This window comes from Burkholderia pyrrocinia (assembly GCF_022809715.1).
GTDB classification, from domain to species: Bacteria; Pseudomonadota; Gammaproteobacteria; order Burkholderiales; family Burkholderiaceae; genus Burkholderia; species Burkholderia pyrrocinia_C.
Map to the genome: position 1 here is coordinate 3429694 of NZ_CP094459.1, position 16999 is coordinate 3446692.

A 16999-nucleotide genomic window follows, 5' to 3' on the forward strand; every position below is an offset into this window, starting at 1 on the left:
CCTCAAAGCACGTGCGAGCGGTCGCCGCGCGCGAACGCGTCGAGCGTGCCGTCGATGCCGCGCGAAAAAGCGATCACCTTGAACAGCTCGCCCATCTCGGCTTCGGAGATCAGCTTCTGCACCGCGTTCGCGGCCGGCAGAAACTGCCGGATATCCGACGGATCGATCGCGGCCAGCGCGTCGGTGATGCCCGCGTTCAGCAGGAAGCGCGCCTGCGACGTGTAGCCGAGCAGGTCGGCGCCGGCGGCGACGGCCGCGTCGTAGATGCCGGTGAATTCGACGTGCGCGGTGATGTCCTGCAGGCCCGGGTACAGGAACGGGTCGTCGTGCGCGTGGTGGCGGTAGTGGCACATCAGCGTGCCGCGGTCGCGCTGCGGATGGTAGTACTCGTGCGCGGGAAAGCCGTAGTCGACCAGCAGCACCGCGCCGCGCGCGAGCATCGTGCAGACGGTGCGCGTGAACGCCAGCGCGGCCTCGTGCGTCTCGGTCACGTAGCCGTCGGCGACATCGTCGATAAGCCCCGCGAGCACCGGCGGCCGGCTGGCCGGCGCGGCCGGCCGGTCCTCGAACACGAACGCGTGCCGCGCGTCGAGCGCGACGCCGCGCTCGTGCCATGCGCCGCCTGCCTTCGCGAACAACCGCACCGGCATCGCATCGAGCACCTCGTTGCCGACCACGACGCCCTCGAACCGCTCGGGCAGCGCGTCGAGCCAGCGCACCTTCGCGGCGAGCGCCGGCGCGGCGGCCGCGATCGTGTCGCGCTGCCGTTCGCGCAGTTCTCCGGACAGGTCGACGATCAGGTATTCGTCGAGTGCGGCGCCCAGCGCGTCGAGCGCCGCGAGCAGCCCGGCCGCGAGCTTGCCCGTGCCGGCGCCGAATTCCATCACGCGGCGCGTGCCGCTCGCCGCGAGCGCTTCCGCGACCGGTTGCGCCAGGGTTTGCGCGAACAGCGGCGACAGCTCGGGCGCGGTGACGAAGTCGCTGCCGTCGTCGGCGCGGCGCCCGAACTTGCGTGCGCCGCCGCTGTAATAACCGAGGCCCGGCGCGTACAGCGCACGCTCCATGAAGCGGTCGAACGGCAGCCAGCCGCCGGCCGCCGCAATCTCGTCGCGCAGTTGCGCGGCAAGGGTTTCGGACTGCGCGAGCGCGTCAGGGCCGGGAGCAGGTAAACTAGCGGGTTCGTGAGCTTTCGGGTTCATCCCGGCATTGTAAATGACCGTTTCAGCCGATACGTCGACCCTGCGCGTGGTGCTCGTCGCGGGCGCCCTGGGCAGCGCGGCCGACGCCGCGTCGATCGGTCGTGCGCTCGCAACGGAATTCGCGCGCCGCGGCTGGGACGTCGCGCTGCAGCGCAGCCACGGCGCGCCGCACGCGGCCGCCGATGCGATCGTCGCCGAAGTCGCGGCGCTCGGCCGCCGCGCGGCCGTGCTCGGCGCCGATCTGGCCCTGGAAACCGACGCGGCCGCACTGGTCGCCGCGTGCGGCGCGGCGCTCGGCCGGCCGGCGTGCGCGGTGTTCGTGAGTGCCAGTGCGGGCGCCGACGACGCGCTCACGGTGGACGGCGCGTCGCTCGCCGCCGCGCTCGCGCGCAACGTGACGGCGCCGCTCGCGCTCGCCCGCGCGCTCGCCGATGCGACGCCCGACGCCGCGCGCGAACACGAAGCGCTGCGCGCGTGCGCGATCCACGTGCTGGACCAGGCGCTGTTTCACCCGGCGCCGGCGCAGTTGTCGCACGCGCTGATGCAGGCCGCGCTGAACCGCGCGACGTCGGCGCTGGCGCTGGCGCTCGCGCCGAAGGTGCGGGTCGCGGCGCTGGTGCGCGGCCACGCGGCGCACGCGGACGACATCGCGACGGCCGCCTGCTATCTCGCGAGCGCGCCCGGCGTCACGGGCGCGACGCTGACCGTCGACGGCGGCGAGCACCTCGTGCCGCCCGCCGCCGGCCCGAATGAATGAACCGCGGGCGCGCGGCCTGACTGCCGCCGCCCGCGCCGCTTTGCGTGCGCGCACGCCAATTTGACTGGGACGACCATGTTTTCCGCTCTCCTGCACCCCCGCCTCGCGGATTGCCGCAGGCTCTACCTGCGCGATTACGAGGTGCACATCAACATCGGTGCCTTCGAACACGAGAAGCGCGGCGAGCAGCGCGTCGTCATCAACGTCGACCTGTTCGTGCCGCTCGCGCTGTCCACCCCCGTCGACGATCGTCTCCATGAAGTCGTCGACTACGACCTGATGAAGCAGAGCGTCGCGCAATGCATCGCGCGCGGCCACATCCACCTGCAGGAAACGCTGTGCGATGCGATCGCCGCGCACCTGCTGGCGCACGATGCCGTGCGCGCGGTACGCGTCTGTACCGAGAAACCGGACGCCTATCCGGACTGCGACGCCGTCGGCGTCGAAGTCTTTCGCATCAAGGACGAGGAGCGCGCATGAACGCCCCCCACATGAACGACACGGCGGCCGACGCCGCCACCCTCGACGCGGCCGCCCCGGCCGGCCGCCAGGCGCTGACGCGCCGCGAGCAGAAGGAAGCGTACGAGAACAACAAGCTGTTCAAGCGGATCGTGCGCCAGGTCGGCCAGGCGATCGGCGACTACAACATGATCGAGCACGGCGACAAGGTGATGGTCTGCCTGTCGGGCGGCAAGGACAGCTACGCGATGCTCGACGTGCTGCTGCGCCTGCGCGAGCGCGCGCCGATCGACTTCGACATCGTCGCGGTGAACCTCGACCAGAAGCAGCCGGGCTTCCCCGAGCACGTGCTGCCCGAGTACCTGAAGCAGGTCGGCGTGCCGTTCCATATCGAGAACCAGGACACCTACAGCATCGTCAAGCGGCTCGTGCCCGAGGGCAAGACGACCTGCTCGCTGTGCTCGCGGCTGCGCCGCGGGATCCTGTACCGCGTGGCCGGCGAGCTCGGCGCGACCAAGATCGCGCTCGGCCACCACCGCGACGACATCGTGCAGACGCTGCTGCTCAACATGTTCTATGGCGGCAAGCTGAAGGGGATGCCGCCGAAGCTGCAGTCGGACGACGGCAAGAACATCGTGATCCGCCCGCTCGCGTACGTGAAGGAAACCGATCTCGAGAAATACGCGGAGCTGCGCGAATTCCCGATCATCCCGTGCAACCTGTGCGGCAGCCAGCCGAACCTGAAGCGCGCGGAAATGAAGGCGCTGATCCGCGAATGGGACAAGCGCTTCCCGGGCCGCGTCGAGAACATGTTCAACGCGCTCGCGAAGGTCGTACCGTCGCACCTGATGGATACGACGCTGTTCCCGTTCACGTCGCTGCGCGCGACCGGCGTTGCCGATCCGCAGGGCGACATCGCGTTCGACGAGGAACCGTGCGCGTCGGGCGACGACGCCGCGGCGCCGGGCGCCGCGCAACCGATCTCGATCGTCCAGTTCGACGACCTGTAAGCGGGGTCGGAAGACCCGCCGGAACGGGCCGCCCAGCCCTTTTCCGGCGCTGTCGCCCCGCCGCGACAGGCCCGGAACGACAGGGGCCGCATGCTAAAATGGACGGCTTCGAACTCCTCTGACAAGCTGGCGCCATGAATATCGTGATTTTGGCGGCAGGCACCGGCAAGCGCATGCGCTCCGCGCTGCCGAAAGTGCTTCACCCCCTGGCCGGCAGGCCGCTCCTCTCCCACGTCATCGACACCGCGCGCACGCTGCAGCCGTCCCGGCTCGTCGTCGTCGTCGGGCACGGCGCCGAGCGGGTCCAGGCTGCCGTCGCCGCACCCGACGTCCAGTTCGCGGTGCAGGCCGAGCAGCTCGGCACCGGCCACGCGGTGCGCCAGGCGCTGCCGCTGCTCGATCCCGCGCAGCCGACGCTCGTGCTGTACGGCGACGTGCCGCTCACCCGCGCGTCGACGCTGCGGCATCTCGTCGACGCCGCGCGCGACGGCCGCTACGGAATTCTGACCGTCACGCTCGACGATCCGACCGGCTATGGCCGCATCGTGCGCGACGCGGCAGGCTTCGTCACGCGCATCGTCGAGCAGAAGGACGCGTCGCCGGAAGAGCTGAAGATTGCCGAGATCAACACCGGTATCATCGTCACGCCCACGGCCCAGCTGTCGATGTGGCTCGGCGCGCTGAAGAACGAAAACGCGCAGGGCGAGTACTACCTGACCGACGTCGTCGAGCTCGCGATCGAGGCCGGCTTCGAGGTCGTCACGGCGCAGCCCGACGACGAATGGGAAACGCTCGGCGTGAACAGCAAGGCGCAGCTCGCCGAGCTCGAGCGCATCCACCAGCGCAATGTCGCGGAAGCGCTGCTCGTCGACGGCGTCACGCTCGCCGATCCGGCGCGCATCGACGTGCGCGGCACGCTGCGCTGCGGCCGCGACGTGTCGATCGACGTGAACTGCGTGTTCGAAGGCAACGTGACGCTCGCCGACAACGTGACGATCGGCGCGAACTGCGTGATCCGCAACGCGTCGGTCGGCGCCGGCACGCGCATCGACGCGTTCACGCACATCGACGGCGCCGAGCTCGGCGCGAACACCGTGATCGGCCCATACGCACGGCTGCGCCCCGGCGCGCAGCTCGCGGACGAAGCGCACGTCGGCAACTTCGTCGAGGTGAAGAACGCGGTGATCGGCCACGGCTCGAAGGCGAACCACCTCACGTACATCGGCGATGCCGACATCGGCGCGCGCGTGAACATCGGCGCGGGCACGATCACCTGCAACTACGACGGCGCGAACAAGTTCCGCACCGTGATCGAGGACGACGTGTTCGTCGGCTCCGACACGCAGCTCGTCGCGCCCGTGCGCGTCGGCCGCGGCGTGACGGTCGCGGCCGGCACGACGATCTGGAAGGACGTCGCCGACGGCCTGCTCGTATTGAACGAGAAGACCCAGACGACGAAGAGCGGCTACGTCCGCCCGGTCAAGAAGAAGAGCTGAACCCTTTGCGGGCGCCCCGATGGCGCCCGCGTCGACCTACAGGATTGACCATTCATGTGCGGCATTGTCGGCGCAGTTGCGCAGCGTAATATCGTTCCGGTGCTGATCGAAGGATTGCGGCGCCTCGAATACCGTGGCTACGACTCGTGCGGCGTCGCCGTGCTCGAGCCGGGCGCGCCGAAGCGCGCGCGCAGCGTCGCGCGCGTCGCCGATCTCGACGCGCAGGTGCGCGAATCGCACCTCGAAGGCACGACCGGCGTCGCGCATACGCGCTGGGCGACGCACGGCGCGCCCGTCACGCACAACGCGCACCCGATCTTCTCGTCGGACGCGCTCGCGCTCGTCCACAACGGCATCATCGAGAACTTCGAGCCGCTGCGCGAAGCGCTGCGCGCGAAGGGCTACGAATTCGTGTCGCAGACCGACACCGAAGTGATCGCGCACCTCGTGCACAGCCTGTATCGCGGCAACCTGTTCGACGCGGTGCGCGAAGCCGTGCAGCAGCTGCACGGCGCATATGCGATCGCCGTGATCCACAAGGACCAGCCGCACACCGTCGTCGGCGCGCGCCAGGGTTCGCCGCTCGTCGTCGGCCACGGCGACGGCGAGAACTTCCTCGCCTCCGATGCGCTCGCGCTCGCCGGCAGCACCGACCGCTTCACGTTCCTCGAGGAAGGCGACGTGTGCGAGCTGTCGCTCGACGGCGTGAAGATCGTCGACCGCCACGGCGCCACCGTGCAGCGCGAAATCCGCGTCGTCAGCGCCTACGGCGGCGCGGTCGAGCTGGGCCCGTATCGCCACTTCATGCAGAAGGAAATCTTCGAGCAGCCGCGCGCGATCGGCGATACCGTGCCGCAGACCGAAGCCTTCGACGCGACGCTGTTCGGCGACGCCGCGCCCGCCGCGTTCGCGGACATCGACAGCCTGCTGATCCTCGCGTGCGGCACGAGCTACTACTCGGGCCTCACCGCGAAGTACTGGCTCGAATCGATCGCGAAGATCCCGACCCAGGTCGAGATCGCGAGCGAGTACCGCTACCGCGAATCGGTGCCGAACCCGCGCCAGCTCGTGCTCGTGATCTCGCAGTCGGGCGAGACGGCCGACACGCTCGCGGCGCTCAAGCATGCGCAGTCGCTCGGCCATACGCATACGCTCGCGGTCTGCAACGTCGCGACGAGCGCGATGGTGCGCCTGACCGAGATGCAGTTCCTGACGCACGCGGGCACCGAGATCGGCGTCGCGTCGACGAAGGCGTTCACGACGCAGCTGGTCGCGCTGTTCGTGCTGGCCGCGACGCTCGGCAAGCTGCGCGGGCATGTGGACGCCGCGCAGGAAGCCGAATTCCTGAAGCAGCTGCGCCACCTGCCGGCCGCGCTGAACAGCGTGCTCGCGCTCGAGCCGCAGATCATCGCGTGGTCGGAGGAATTCGCGCGCAAGGAAAACGCGCTGTTCCTCGGCCGCGGGCTGCACTACCCGATCGCGCTCGAAGGCGCGCTGAAGCTGAAGGAAATCTCGTACATCCATGCCGAGGCCTATCCGGCCGGCGAACTGAAGCACGGGCCGCTTGCGCTCGTCACGGAAGCGATGCCGGTCGTCACGGTCGCGCCGAACGACACGCTGCTCGAGAAGCTGAAGTCGAACATGCAGGAAGTGCGGGCGCGCGGCGGCGAGCTGTACGTGTTCGCCGATGCCGATACGCAGATCGTCAACGACGACGGCCTGCACGTGATCCGGATGCCGGAACACTACGGGCAGTTGTCGCCGATCCTGCACGTCGTGCCGCTGCAGCTGCTCGCATATCACACCGCGTGTGCACGCGGCACCGACGTCGACAAGCCGCGGAACCTCGCGAAATCGGTGACGGTGGAGTAAGGCAGGACGACCGGGATGGCCCCCGCCGGGCCGTCCCGGCCGCGTATCGGTGGGAAGCAGGCCATTCGGCCAGGTCGAAATATGTACCACGTAGTGGTATATAATCCTGTGCTAACTCGACCGGCCCGACATGCCTGCTTCCGTACGACGCGTCTTCAAGACGAAGTGGTTTCACAAGGCAGCCAGAAAAGCAGGAATCGCCGATGCCGAACTCTGCCGCGCCGCGCGGGAACTGGCGCGCGGCCAGGGCGTCGAGCTCGGCGGCAACGTCTGGAAAAAGCGCCTGGACGGGAATCGGCAGCGCGGGATCGTGCTGAGCAAGGTCGGGCAAGCGTGGGTTTTCGTGTTCCTGTTCGCAAAACGCGACAGGGACGACATCGACGAACGCGAACTGCGCGCCTTCAGAGAGCTCGCCGTGGATGTCGGGCGCCGCACCGACGCCGATATCGCGACGCTGATCGCACTGAAAGAGCTTGTGGAGATTTGCAATGGCCAAGAGTCGATTCAAGAGCGACGCAACGGAGGCGATCCACAGCGCCGCGTCGGGCCTCTATCGTGCGAGCCTGATCGACAAGAAGACGATGCGCGAATACGACGATCTCTGCATCGAAGCCGCCCCGCAGTTCGATCCGCAAGCGATCGCCCGCATCCGCAAATCCGTCAACGTCAGCCAGAGCGTGTTCGCGCTCTACCTGAATACGACGACGTCGACGATCCGCCAATGGGAACAGGGCGACAAACGGCCGAGCGGCATCGCCGCGCGGATGCTCCAGATCGTCGAGAAACACGGGCTCGAGGTGTTCTCCTGAGCCGGCTTCCCCGAATGCGCATAAGCGGCCGACCGAACGCGGTCCGCACCGGACACCGCGACGCGAGCCGCAACGAATATGACGGAGAGACAATGGTAAGACTGTTTGGATGCGGATTGCTGGCGCTGACGTTCGCGTCGACGGGCTGGGCCGCCGAGCACTACGTCGAGGTCTGGAACCCGCCCGAGGCGCGGAAGCCGGCGGCGCATACGCCGGAAGCCCGTATGCCGGAAGCCCGTACACCGGCCGCGCACGCGAGCGCCGACGCGCGCGCCGGCAAGAGCGCCGAGAAGCACGCGAGCGCAACGCCGAAAGCCGCCGCGAAGCCGCACAAGCGTCGAGTCACGCAAACCGTGAAAGCCGGCTCGCCTCGCCCGCCCGCCGCGGCCGAGGCGCCGGCCGCACCGCGCCCCGTCGCTCAGCCCGCGCCGGGCCGTCTCACGGTGATGCAGCCTGCCGGCCCCGACGAAACGCATGCGCTCAATTTCTCCGACATCCCGCGGCAATACACGCCGGATGGCAACGTGCTGCGGGTCGGCACGCACAACCGCTCCGCGGAGGTGACTCGATAATGGAAGCGCAAACCTACCTCGGCTACCAGATCTGGGGCCACGCGATCCTGCAGCAGGACGAGATCCTGCAGCCCGAACGCTTCGCGGCGAGCGGCACGATCACGCAGAACAACAAGCTCGTCGAAGCGTCCGGCGTGCTTGGCGTATTCGACACCGAGGACGACGCGCGCGAGGCCGGGCTCGAATGGGCTCGCGCGTGGATCGACAGCCACCGCTGACCGGCGCGCAGCCGACCGCGGGCTGACCGCGAGCCGCAAACGAAAGAAGGGGCGTCATGGACGCCCCTTCTTTCGTTCCAACCCGGAAAACTCACACGACAGGCCGCGGCGGCCTCATCGTCGCCTGCGGACGACCGACGAGCCGCGTCAGCACGACGATCGCCGCCAGCGTCGCGACGTACGCGGCGATCTGGATGCCCGCCGGACGCGCGGTATAGCCGATCAGCGTATGCAGCGCCTTGCCGACGATGCTCGACTCCTTGAGCAGCCACGACGTGTCCCAGATCGCGTCGCCCCACGACGGCACGAGGCCGGCCGCCAGCAGGAAACCGACGCACTGGCTCGCCATCCCGGCCGCCAGCAGCACGATCAGCCCGTTGGTGACGGAGAACAGGCGCTTCAGCGGAATCTGCAGCAGTCCCGCATACATCGCATAACCGAGCCCGGCGCCGCCGAGCACGCCGAGCAGCCCGCCGGCGATCATCTGCGGCGTCTGCCCCGGATCGCCCGCGGCGATGCCGTACAGGAACAGCACGGCCTCGGAGCCTTCGCGCAGCACCGCGACGCCGACCACGATCGCCAGCCCCGTCAGCGGCCGGCTGCCGGCCGCGACGGCCCGGCCGACTTCGCCCATGTGCAGCGCCATCTCGCGGCCGTGCCGGCTCATCCAGATGCAGTGCCAGGCCAGCATCAGCGTCGCGACGAACATCACGCCCGCGTTGAATACCTCCTGCCCCATGCCGGACGCCCACTGCGAGATCACGTCGGCGAACGCCGCGATCAGGCCCGCGCCGACCACGCCGCCGACGAGCCCGCCGCCGACCCACCAGCCGCGCCGCGGCACGCCCTTCGTGGCGGCCATCACGATCGAGACCACCAGCGCGGCCTCGAGCACTTCACGAAAGACAATCAGCGCGGTAGACAGCATGGCGGGATTCGCTTACTTGACGGTCAGGTGGGTCTTCGACTGCGCTTCGTGATACTCGTCGTGAAACTCGTAGGTACCGGCCTTCAGCGGCCCGACCAGGATCTCGGCCGACTTGCCGGCGGGAATCACCTTCTCGGCCTTGAAGTCGTCGCTCTCGAATTCCGCGGGCGTCGCATCGAGGTTCTTCACGACGAACTTCACTTTCTTGCCGGCCGGAATCGTCACGCCATCGGGCGAAAACTTGTGGTCCTTCAGCGTCAGGTTGACGACGTCGTCGGCGGCGAATGCGGTGGCGGCCGACGCGCCCAGCAGGACAGCGGCGAAACCCAGTGCGAAACGGTTCATGTGTGTAATGAAATGAAATATCGAAGAATATTGATACTAAGATCGATTCGCATTTCCATATCGCGTACCCTTACCGGCATTATGGAGATAGCGCTTCACAAGTGCGTGCCGCGCCTTGCCAGGCAAGGCGCTCATCGCACGGCGACGGCCGCGCATCCGAGTCAATCGGGAAAGATTCCGACTGACGCATGCGACTGCCCTTCTATTTGTCTGACCTCACCCTGACGAATCATTTCGCCGCGCCGGGCGACAACGCATGCATCCGGCTGCATGAATGCGCTTGACCTTCCCACCATGGCAAGCTTCATGCTGGCCATGTTCGTCAATCGTCCACTCAGGAGAACACGATGGAATTCGAAGTCCAGGACATGACCTGCGGCGGCTGCGCCAATGCAATCACGCGCGCGGTGACGGCCGCCGATCCCGCCGCGAAGCTCGACATCGACGTCGCGGCAAAGATCGTCAAGGTCGAATCGGCGCAAGGCGCCGAGCGCGTGCAGTCGATCATCGAAGCCGCCGGCTTCCACCCCGCGCTGCGCACCGCATAACGCGGGCTGCGGGCACACTGCCAAACGGCGATGCGCCCGCGGCATCGCGTCAGCGCAGCCGGATCAGCGTCGACTTCAGCTCGGTGTACTTCTCGAGCGCATGCAGCGACTTGTCGCGGCCGTTGCCCGACTGCTTGTAGCCGCCGAACGGGAAGTTCATGTCGCCGCCCTCGTCGTAGCAGTTCACCCACACCGTGCCCGCGCGCAGCCGGCGCGACACGTCGTGCGCGGTCGTCAGGTTCGACGTCCATACGGCCGCGGCCAGCCCGTATTCGGTGTCGTTAGCGATCCGCACGGCCTCGTCGACGTCGTCGAACACGATCACCGACAGCACGGGCCCGAAGATCTCCTCGCGCGCGATCTTCGCGTCGGGCTTCACCTCGAACACCGTCGGCTCGACATAGAAGCCGCCCGTCTCCGCCTTCACGCGCGCACCACCCGTGACGAGCCTGCCTTCGCTGCGCCCCGCCTCGATATAACCGAGCACGCGCTCGAGCTGGATGCCGTCGACGATCGCGCCCATCGACACCGACGGATCGAGCGGATTGCCGGGCACGTAAGCCCGCGCGGCCGCCACGAGCTTCTCGATGAATACGTCCTTGATGTCGCGATGCACGAGCAGCCGCGAGCCGGCCGTGCACATCTCGCCCATGTTGTAGAAGATCGCGCCGGCCGCAGCCTGCGCAGCGCGATCGAGATCGGGACAATCGGGCAGCACGATGTTCGGCGACTTGCCGCCGAGTTCGAGCCATGCGCGCTTCAGATTCGACTGCGCGGCGTACTGCATGATCAGCTTGCCGACCGCCGTCGAGCCGGTGAACGCGATGCAGTCGACGTCGCGATGCAGCGCGAGCAGCTTGCCGGGTTCGCCCGCGCCCGGCACGACGTTGAACACGCCTGCCGGGATGCCGGCTTCGTACGCGAGCTGCGCGACGCGGATCGCGGTCAGCGGCGATTTCTCCGACGGCTTCAGCACCACGCTGTTGCCGGCCGCGAGCGCGGGGCCAAACTTCCATGCGGCCATCAGGATCGGGAAGTTCCACGGCACGACGGCCGCCACCACGCCGACCGGCTCGCGCGTGACGAGGCCGACGAGGTGATGATCGGCCGGTGCGACTTCGCCGCCGACCTTGTCGATCGCTTCCGCAAACCACTCGACGCAATATGCGGCGCCCGGCACGTCGACCGTCGTCGTGTCGCCGATCGGCTTGCCCGCGTCGAGCGTCTCGAGCAGCGACAGCTCGTCGAGATGCTCGTGCATCAGCGCGGCCCAGCGCAGCAGCACTGCCTTGCGCGCACGCGGGTTCAGGCCGGCCCACACGCCCGCGTCGAACGCGCGGCGCGCGGCCGCCACCGCCGCGTTCACGTCGGCTTCGCCGCATTCGGCGACCTTCGCCAGCACGCGGCCGTCGATCGGGCTCACGCAGTCGAACGTCTTGCCGCCGTGCGCGTCGCGCAACGCGCCGTCGATGAATGCGCGCCCTTCGATCTCGAGCGACGCCGCCTTGTCCTGCCAGTCAGCCAAAGTCAACTTGTTCATCAGGATGCCTTATGTTGTGGCATTCGCGGTGCGACGCGCCGCGCGCATCATGCGCGGCCGGCCGCGAATGCGGTGACGCGCGGTCAGAAGGTTGCCGGCGAATTGGCCGAGACGACCTCGCAGATCTGTTCCGCGCTGGGATTGCGAAAACGGTGCGGCAAACGGCTTTCGAAGTAGTAGCCGTCTCCGGGGTCGAGCAGCCACGTCGCGCCGTCGACGGTCAGCTCGAGCCGGCCCGACACGACGACGCCGCCCTCGTGCCCCGCGTGCACGAGCATCTCGGGCCCCGTATCGGCATGCGGCTGGTAGATCTCGCGCAGGATGCACATGTTGCGATCCTTCACGCTCGCGCCGACCAGATGAAACGCGAGCGTGTCGTTGCCGAGGTTCGGCATCTCGTCGCGACGCGATACGACCGTGCGCGATTCGACGAGCTCGAACGTGAAGAACTCCGCGAGACTCATCGGGATGCATTCGAGCAGCTTCTTCAGCGAGCCGACCGACGGGCTCACGCGGCCCTGTTCGATCAGCGAGATCGTGCCGTTGGTCACGCCGGCGCGCTTCGCGAGTTCGCGCTGCGACAGGCCATGCTTGTTGCGCACGAAACGCAGGCGCTCGGCGACTTCGGTGGACATCGATTCGGTTTCGGACACGATAAGTGCGATGACAAAGTGAAACGACGCGGTGGACAGCCGTTGAATATTCTAATCACTTTATGCCGTGCATCAGCGGGGAAAACCCTGAAAGGCGTTCGAAATAATGAACACCTTGCCGATTATTCCTTTTGCGAATCTTTTGTTTTCACTGCTCGGGAAAGCCCTGATACGGGACCGTTAAAAAACATTTGACGCCGTTTTTGGCTCGTATATGCTGGCTCTCAGGTCAGCGTCATTTGGCTTTCACAGGCAGCAAAACGCGTTATTGCAACGCAAAAATTGATGCCCATCAATGTAAATGACGCGTAACCGGCGCCTTGATTATTTTAAACGCCCAGCGCGTCGAAACGGTCAGGTGTTCAATACTTTCAACAACCCAGTCGAGTGTAATCGTGAGAGTCCGTGGCCCTCTGGTGAGGTGGGATCGAAGCGTGGCGCGAAGTTCGCGCAGCGCGGCGTCCCCTTCCGATGGCAGTTGCGGCTGGCATAGTCCTCGCCTGCAGCATCTGTCGATCTACACCATCCTGTCCCGTCGTTCCGTTCGGCGCCACAACGCCGTTTCCGCACGCGCATTCGTCGCCGTCGATACCGACGAAGTGGCGTCGCTGCTGCCGTAGCGCCTCTCCTTTCTTTACGTCGTTCGTTTCGTCTGCCGATTCGCCAACCGCATCGTCCATGCGGTGACGGAACGCGTTCGCGCATTCGTTGCCGCGTCGCCCGCGTCACGTATCGCAACCCAACGAACGACGGCCTGATCGTCGCGCGCAGCGCGGATCGCCACGCCATCCCGCTGCGCCCATTCACCAGCGGCCTTGCGCTCTGCGCCAGGCTGCGGGGCCGTGTCGCGCCTGCGTTTTGCAATATCCGAAACGACGCACGCCACAGCCCTACGGATTACTGAGTGACGTCATGGAAAGGAAACCCCTCGTCGGCATCACCGCCGACCACACGCAAATCGGCGCACACGCGTCGCATACGGTCGGCGACAAATATGTCGCCGCGATCGTCGACGGCGCGCAGGCGCTCGCGATGGTGCTGCCCGCGCTCGGCGAGCGCCAGTCGGCTGACGACATCCTCGACACGGTCGACGGCTTGTTGTTTACCGGCAGCTACTCGAACGTCGAGCCGCACCTGTACGGCGGCGAGCCGAGCGCACCCGGCACGAAGCACGATCCGGCTCGCGATGCGACGACGCTGCCGCTGCTGCGCGCGGCGATCGCCGCAGGCGTGCCGGTGCTCGCCGTCTGCCGCGGCTTCCAGGAGCTGAACGTCGTCTACGGCGGCACGCTGCATCAGCGCGTGCACGAAGTGCCGGGCCTCGCCGATCACCGCGAGGACAACGCCGCGCCGATGGACACGCAATACGGCCCCGCACACGTCGTGCACCTGACGCCCGGCGGCAAGCTGCATGCGCTCGCCGGCGGCCGCGATGAAGTGCGTGTGAACTCGCTGCACCAGCAGGGCATCGCGCAGCTCGGCTCCGGCCTCGCCGTCGAGGCCGTCGCGCCGGACGGCCTGATCGAGGCCGTCAGCGTCGTCGATGCCCCGGCTTTCGCACTCGCCGTGCAATGGCACCCGGAATGGCGGCATGCGCAGGATCCGCTGTCGAGCGCGATCTTCCGCGCCTTCGGCGACGCCTGCCGCGTCCGCCGCACTGCCCGCACGCGCGCCACGGCCGCCGCCGCGCTCGCCTGAGCGCGCCGACCCACTTACGAGAACAGACATGCAAGACATCGAAAGTTTTCTGAAGCAACACCGGATCACCGAAGTCGAGGCGATCATTCCCGACATGGCCGGCATCGCGCGCGGCAAGATCACGCCGCGCAACAAGTTCACGTCCGGCGAGTCGATGCGGCTGCCGCAGGCCGTGATGGTGCAGACCGTCACCGGCGAATATCCGGAAGACGGCTCGCTGACCGGCGTGACCGATCCCGACATGGTGTGCGTGCCCGACGAGTCGACCATCCGCCTGATCCCGTGGGCCGTCGATCCGACCGCGCAGGTGATCCACGACTGCGTGCACTTCGACGGCTCGCCGGTCGAGATCTCGCCGCGCTACGTGCTGCGCCGCGTGCTCGAGCTGTACAAGGCGAAGGGCTGGAAGCCCGTGGTCGCACCGGAGCTCGAGTTCTATCTGGTCGACATGAACAAGGACCCCGACCTGCCGCTGCGCCCACCGGTCGGCCGCACGGGCCGCCCCGAAACGGGCCGCCAGTCGTATTCGATCGAGGCCGTCAACGAGTTCGATCCGCTGTTCGAGGACATCTACGAGTACTGCGAAGCACAGAACCTCGACATCGACACGCTGATCCACGAAGTCGGCGCCGCGCAGATGGAGATCAACTTCATGCACGGCGACGCGCTGTCGCTGGCCGACCAGGTGTTCCTGTTCAAGCGCACGGTGCGCGAGGCCGCGCTGCGTCACAACATGTACGCGACGTTCATGGCCAAGCCGATGGAAGACGAGCCGGGTTCGGCGATGCACGTGCACCAGAGCATCGTCGACGAGGAAACGGGCCAGAACCTGTTCACGTCGCAGGAAACCGGCGGCGCGACGTCGATGTTCTACAACTACCTCGCGGGGCTGCAGAAGTACACGCCGGCGCTGATGCCGATCTTCGCGCCATACATCAACTCGTATCGCCGGCTGTCGCGCTTCATGGCCGCGCCGATCAACGTGCAGTGGGGCTACGACAACCGCACGGTCGGCTTCCGCATCCCGCACTCGGGCCCGTCGGCGCGCCGCATCGAGAACCGCATCCCGGGCGTCGACTGCAACCCGTATCTCGCGCTCGCCGCGACGCTCGCGGCCGGCTACCTCGGCATGACGCAGCGCCTGGAGCCGACCGAGCCGCTCGTCAGCGACGGCTACGACCTGCCGTACCAGCTGCCGCGCAACCTCGAGGAAGGGCTGACGCTGATGGCCGCGTGCGAGCCGCTCGGCGAGATCCTCGGCCACAAGTTCCTGAAGGCGTATTTCGCGCTGAAGGAAACCGAATACGAAGCGTTCTTCCGCGTGATCAGCTCGTGGGAACGCCGCCATCTGCTGCTGCACGTCTAAGCGCGCGCACAACCGCCATACGGAATCACGGAGGAAACATGACTTACCGCAACGAATCTGCCTGGATCCAGCCGGCCGCGCCGGCCGCCGCGCCGCGCGCGACGCAGGCACGCTCGACCGCCGAATACCGCGCGCTCGACGCCGCGCACCACATCCACCCGTTCTCGGACATGGGCGCGCTGAACCGCGCGGGCAGCCGCGTGATCGTGAAGGCCGACGGCGTCTACCTGTGGGACTCGGACGGCAACAAGGTCATCGACGGGATGGCCGGCCTCTGGTGCGTGAACGTCGGCTACGGCCGCAAGGAACTCGCCGACGCCGCGTATCGCCAGCTGCAGGAACTGCCGTTCTACAACACCTTCTTCAAGACGACGCACCCGCCGGTGATCGAACTGTCGGCAATGCTCGCGGAAGTGACGCCCGCCGGCTTCAACCACTTCTTCTACTGCAACAGCGGCTCGGAAGGCAACGACACCGTGCTGCGCCTCGTGCACCAGTACTGGCGCGTGCAGGGCAAGCCGCAGAAGAAGTACGTGATCTCGCGCAAGAACGGCTACCACGGCTCGACGATCGCGGGCGCCACGCTCGGCGGCATGGGCTACATGCACGAGCAGATGCCGTCGAAGGTCGAGCACATCGTGCACATCGACCAGCCGTATTTCTTCGGCGAAGCACAGCCGGGCGAAACGCTCGAGGCGTTCGGCCTCGCGCGTGCGCAGCAGCTCGAAGCGAAGATTCTCGAACTCGGCGCGGAGAACGTCGCGGCGTTCATCGGCGAGCCGTTCCAGGGCGCGGGCGGCGTGATCTTCCCGCCGTCGACGTACTGGCCGGAAATCCAGCGGATCTGCCGCAAGTACGACATCCTGCTGGCGGCCGACGAAGTGATCGGCGGCTTCGGCCGCACCGGCGAATGGTTCGCACACCAGCACTTCGGCTTCGAGCCGGACCTGATCACGATGGCGAAGGGCCTCACGTCGGGTTATGTGCCGATGGGCGCGGTCGGCATTCACGAGCGTGTTGCACGCCCGATCATCGACAACGGCGAATTCAACCACGGCCTCACGTACTCGGGCCATCCGGTGGCCGCGGCCGTCGCGGTCGCGAACCTGAAGCTGCTGCGCGACGAAGGGATCGTCGAGCGCGTGAAGAGCGACACGGGCCCGTACTTCCAGGCGCTGATGCGCGAAACCTTCGCGCGTCACCCGATCGTCGGCGAAGTGCACGGTCACGGCCTCGTCGCGAGCCTGCAGCTCGCCGAAGCGCCGGCCGAACGCCGCCGCTTCGCGAACGGCGGCGACGTCGGCACGATCTGCCGCGACTTCTGCTTCAACGGCAACCTGATCATGCGTGCGACCGGCGACCGGATGCTGCTGTCGCCGCCGCTCGTGATCTCGCGTCAGGAAATCGATGAACTCGTGTCGAAGGCGAAGAAGGCCGTCGATGCAACCGCCCAGCAACTGGGTATTTCGTAACGGCCTTGCCTACAGGCGTGCGGCGGGCGCCGCACGCTGCCATAACCAGGGGAACTC

The 16999-nt window shown here is 67.3% G+C and carries 18 protein-coding genes and 1 pseudogene; 14 read left to right on the top strand and 5 right to left on the bottom strand.

The genetic code is table 11. The features are described from left to right. Positions 1-2: 2 nt before the first annotated feature. On the bottom strand, positions 3-1199 hold the full coding sequence (locus MRS60_RS15865; RefSeq protein WP_131946109.1) for a class I SAM-dependent methyltransferase: 1197 nt from the start codon (positions 1197-1199) through the stop codon (positions 3-5). A 13-nt stretch (positions 1200-1212) separates the two neighbouring features. Here MRS60_RS15865 and MRS60_RS15870 point away from each other — a divergent pair, with 13 nt between their 5' ends. The 9 genes and pseudogenes from MRS60_RS15870 to MRS60_RS15910 all read left to right on the top strand — a co-directional run bounded on the left by MRS60_RS15870 (position 1213) and on the right by MRS60_RS15910 (position 8392). Then, positions 1213-1956, top strand: a complete 744-nt coding sequence (locus MRS60_RS15870) for an SDR family oxidoreductase (protein WP_243564976.1) — start codon at positions 1213-1215, stop codon at positions 1954-1956. 75 nt (positions 1957-2031) lie between these two features. Beyond that, positions 2032-2436: a dihydroneopterin aldolase gene (locus MRS60_RS15875; protein WP_034179227.1), complete on the top strand. Its 405-nt coding sequence runs from the start codon at positions 2032-2034 to the stop codon at positions 2434-2436. Next, positions 2433-3425, top strand: coding sequence for a tRNA 2-thiocytidine(32) synthetase TtcA (gene ttcA, locus MRS60_RS15880; RefSeq protein WP_034179228.1), 993 nt, complete (start codon positions 2433-2435; stop codon positions 3423-3425). The genes MRS60_RS15875 and ttcA overlap by 4 nt, the downstream gene beginning before the upstream one ends. 134 nt (positions 3426-3559) lie before the next feature. Then, the gene (gene glmU, locus MRS60_RS15885; protein WP_243564977.1) at positions 3560-4921 is read left to right on the top strand and encodes a bifunctional UDP-N-acetylglucosamine diphosphorylase/glucosamine-1-phosphate N-acetyltransferase GlmU; all 1362 of its coding nucleotides are present in this window, start codon (positions 3560-3562) and stop codon (positions 4919-4921) included. 54 nt (positions 4922-4975) lie between these two features. Next, positions 4976-6793, top strand: coding sequence for a glutamine--fructose-6-phosphate transaminase (isomerizing) (gene glmS, locus MRS60_RS15890; RefSeq protein ID WP_105389554.1), 1818 nt, complete (start codon positions 4976-4978; stop codon positions 6791-6793). 130 nt (positions 6794-6923) lie between these two features. After that, positions 6924-7286, top strand: a pseudogene (locus MRS60_RS15895) (type II toxin-antitoxin system RelE/ParE family toxin); the annotation flags it as partial. Next, positions 7282-7602, top strand: coding sequence for a helix-turn-helix domain-containing protein (locus MRS60_RS15900; RefSeq protein WP_243565626.1), 321 nt, complete (start codon positions 7282-7284; stop codon positions 7600-7602). The pseudogene MRS60_RS15895 and the gene MRS60_RS15900, both read left to right, overlap by 5 nt. Before the next feature lie 92 nt (positions 7603-7694). After that, complete coding sequence (locus MRS60_RS15905) at positions 7695-8174, top strand: hypothetical protein (protein WP_243565627.1); 480 nt, start codon at positions 7695-7697, stop codon at positions 8172-8174. Further along, positions 8174-8392: a hypothetical protein gene (locus MRS60_RS15910; protein ID WP_034179233.1), complete on the top strand. Its 219-nt coding sequence runs from the start codon at positions 8174-8176 to the stop codon at positions 8390-8392. Before MRS60_RS15905 ends, MRS60_RS15910 begins: the two co-directional genes overlap by 1 nt. 91 nt (positions 8393-8483) lie before the next feature. Here the strand turns inward: MRS60_RS15910 and MRS60_RS15915 are convergent, their stop codons facing one another. Together MRS60_RS15915 and MRS60_RS15920 are read right to left on the bottom strand one after the other, a co-directional pair. Continuing rightward, positions 8484-9320 (bottom strand): FTR1 family iron permease, encoded by an 837-nt coding sequence (locus tag MRS60_RS15915; protein ID WP_243564978.1) that lies wholly within the window; start codon positions 9318-9320, stop codon positions 8484-8486. Between the two features lie 12 nt (positions 9321-9332). Then, complete coding sequence (locus tag MRS60_RS15920; RefSeq protein WP_034179235.1) at positions 9333-9665, bottom strand: cupredoxin domain-containing protein; 333 nt, start codon at positions 9663-9665, stop codon at positions 9333-9335. A 347-nt stretch (positions 9666-10012) separates the two neighbouring features. Between MRS60_RS15920 and MRS60_RS15925 the strand changes: the two genes are divergently transcribed. Then, positions 10013-10213 (top strand): heavy-metal-associated domain-containing protein, encoded by a 201-nt coding sequence (locus tag MRS60_RS15925; protein ID WP_021162112.1) that lies wholly within the window; start codon positions 10013-10015, stop codon positions 10211-10213. A gap of 49 nt (positions 10214-10262) precedes the next feature. Here the strand turns inward: MRS60_RS15925 and MRS60_RS15930 are convergent, their stop codons facing one another. Both MRS60_RS15930 and MRS60_RS15935 read right to left on the bottom strand, forming a co-directional pair. Further along, positions 10263-11753, bottom strand: coding sequence for an aldehyde dehydrogenase (locus tag MRS60_RS15930; protein ID WP_034179236.1), 1491 nt, complete (start codon positions 11751-11753; stop codon positions 10263-10265). A gap of 83 nt (positions 11754-11836) precedes the next feature. Beyond that, on the bottom strand, positions 11837-12388 hold the full coding sequence (locus tag MRS60_RS15935; protein ID WP_034179449.1) for a cupin domain-containing protein: 552 nt from the start codon (positions 12386-12388) through the stop codon (positions 11837-11839). Positions 12389-12801: 413 nt separating this feature from the next. Here MRS60_RS15935 and MRS60_RS15940 point away from each other — a divergent pair, with 413 nt between their 5' ends. The 4 genes from MRS60_RS15940 (at position 12802) to MRS60_RS15955 (ending at position 16942) form a co-directional block, all read left to right on the top strand. Further along, a complete protein-coding gene (locus tag MRS60_RS15940; protein WP_072437498.1) occupies positions 12802-13026 on the top strand; it encodes a hypothetical protein in 225 nt (74 codons plus the stop codon). 292 nt (positions 13027-13318) lie between these two features. Next, positions 13319-14104: a gamma-glutamyl-gamma-aminobutyrate hydrolase family protein gene (locus tag MRS60_RS15945; RefSeq protein ID WP_243564979.1), complete on the top strand. Its 786-nt coding sequence runs from the start codon at positions 13319-13321 to the stop codon at positions 14102-14104. Between the two features lie 28 nt (positions 14105-14132). Further along, positions 14133-15470, top strand: a complete 1338-nt coding sequence (locus tag MRS60_RS15950) for a glutamine synthetase family protein (protein WP_034179238.1) — start codon at positions 14133-14135, stop codon at positions 15468-15470. A 38-nt stretch (positions 15471-15508) separates the two neighbouring features. After that, entirely contained in the window at positions 15509-16942 is a 1434-nt protein-coding gene (locus MRS60_RS15955) for an aspartate aminotransferase family protein (protein WP_243564980.1), read from the top strand. The last annotated feature ends 57 nt before the right edge of the window (positions 16943-16999 follow it).

Excerpts from the sequence above, each read along its gene's own strand:
- MRS60_RS15865 (WP_131946109.1), bottom strand. The coding sequence starts at position 1,199 with ATGAACCCGAAAGCTCACGAACCCGCTAGTTTACCTGCTCCCGGCCCT.
- MRS60_RS15870 (WP_243564976.1), top strand. The coding sequence starts at position 1,213 with ATGACCGTTTCAGCCGATACGTCGACCCTGCGCGTGGTGCTCGTCGCG.
- MRS60_RS15875 (WP_034179227.1), top strand. The coding sequence starts at position 2,032 with ATGTTTTCCGCTCTCCTGCACCCCCGCCTCGCGGATTGCCGCAGGCTC.
- ttcA (WP_034179228.1), top strand. The coding sequence starts at position 2,433 with ATGAACGCCCCCCACATGAACGACACGGCGGCCGACGCCGCCACCCTC.
- glmU (WP_243564977.1), top strand. The coding sequence starts at position 3,560 with ATGAATATCGTGATTTTGGCGGCAGGCACCGGCAAGCGCATGCGCTCC.
- glmS (WP_105389554.1), top strand. The coding sequence starts at position 4,976 with ATGTGCGGCATTGTCGGCGCAGTTGCGCAGCGTAATATCGTTCCGGTG.
- MRS60_RS15900 (WP_243565626.1), top strand. The coding sequence starts at position 7,282 with ATGGCCAAGAGTCGATTCAAGAGCGACGCAACGGAGGCGATCCACAGC.
- MRS60_RS15905 (WP_243565627.1), top strand. The coding sequence starts at position 7,695 with ATGGTAAGACTGTTTGGATGCGGATTGCTGGCGCTGACGTTCGCGTCG.
- MRS60_RS15910 (WP_034179233.1), top strand. The coding sequence starts at position 8,174 with ATGGAAGCGCAAACCTACCTCGGCTACCAGATCTGGGGCCACGCGATC.
- MRS60_RS15915 (WP_243564978.1), bottom strand. The coding sequence starts at position 9,320 with ATGCTGTCTACCGCGCTGATTGTCTTTCGTGAAGTGCTCGAGGCCGCG.
- MRS60_RS15920 (WP_034179235.1), bottom strand. The coding sequence starts at position 9,665 with ATGAACCGTTTCGCACTGGGTTTCGCCGCTGTCCTGCTGGGCGCGTCG.
- MRS60_RS15925 (WP_021162112.1), top strand. The coding sequence starts at position 10,013 with ATGGAATTCGAAGTCCAGGACATGACCTGCGGCGGCTGCGCCAATGCA.
- MRS60_RS15930 (WP_034179236.1), bottom strand. The coding sequence starts at position 11,753 with ATGAACAAGTTGACTTTGGCTGACTGGCAGGACAAGGCGGCGTCGCTC.
- MRS60_RS15935 (WP_034179449.1), bottom strand. The coding sequence starts at position 12,388 with ATGTCCACCGAAGTCGCCGAGCGCCTGCGTTTCGTGCGCAACAAGCAT.
- MRS60_RS15945 (WP_243564979.1), top strand. The coding sequence starts at position 13,319 with ATGGAAAGGAAACCCCTCGTCGGCATCACCGCCGACCACACGCAAATC.
- MRS60_RS15950 (WP_034179238.1), top strand. The coding sequence starts at position 14,133 with ATGCAAGACATCGAAAGTTTTCTGAAGCAACACCGGATCACCGAAGTC.
- MRS60_RS15955 (WP_243564980.1), top strand. The coding sequence starts at position 15,509 with ATGACTTACCGCAACGAATCTGCCTGGATCCAGCCGGCCGCGCCGGCC.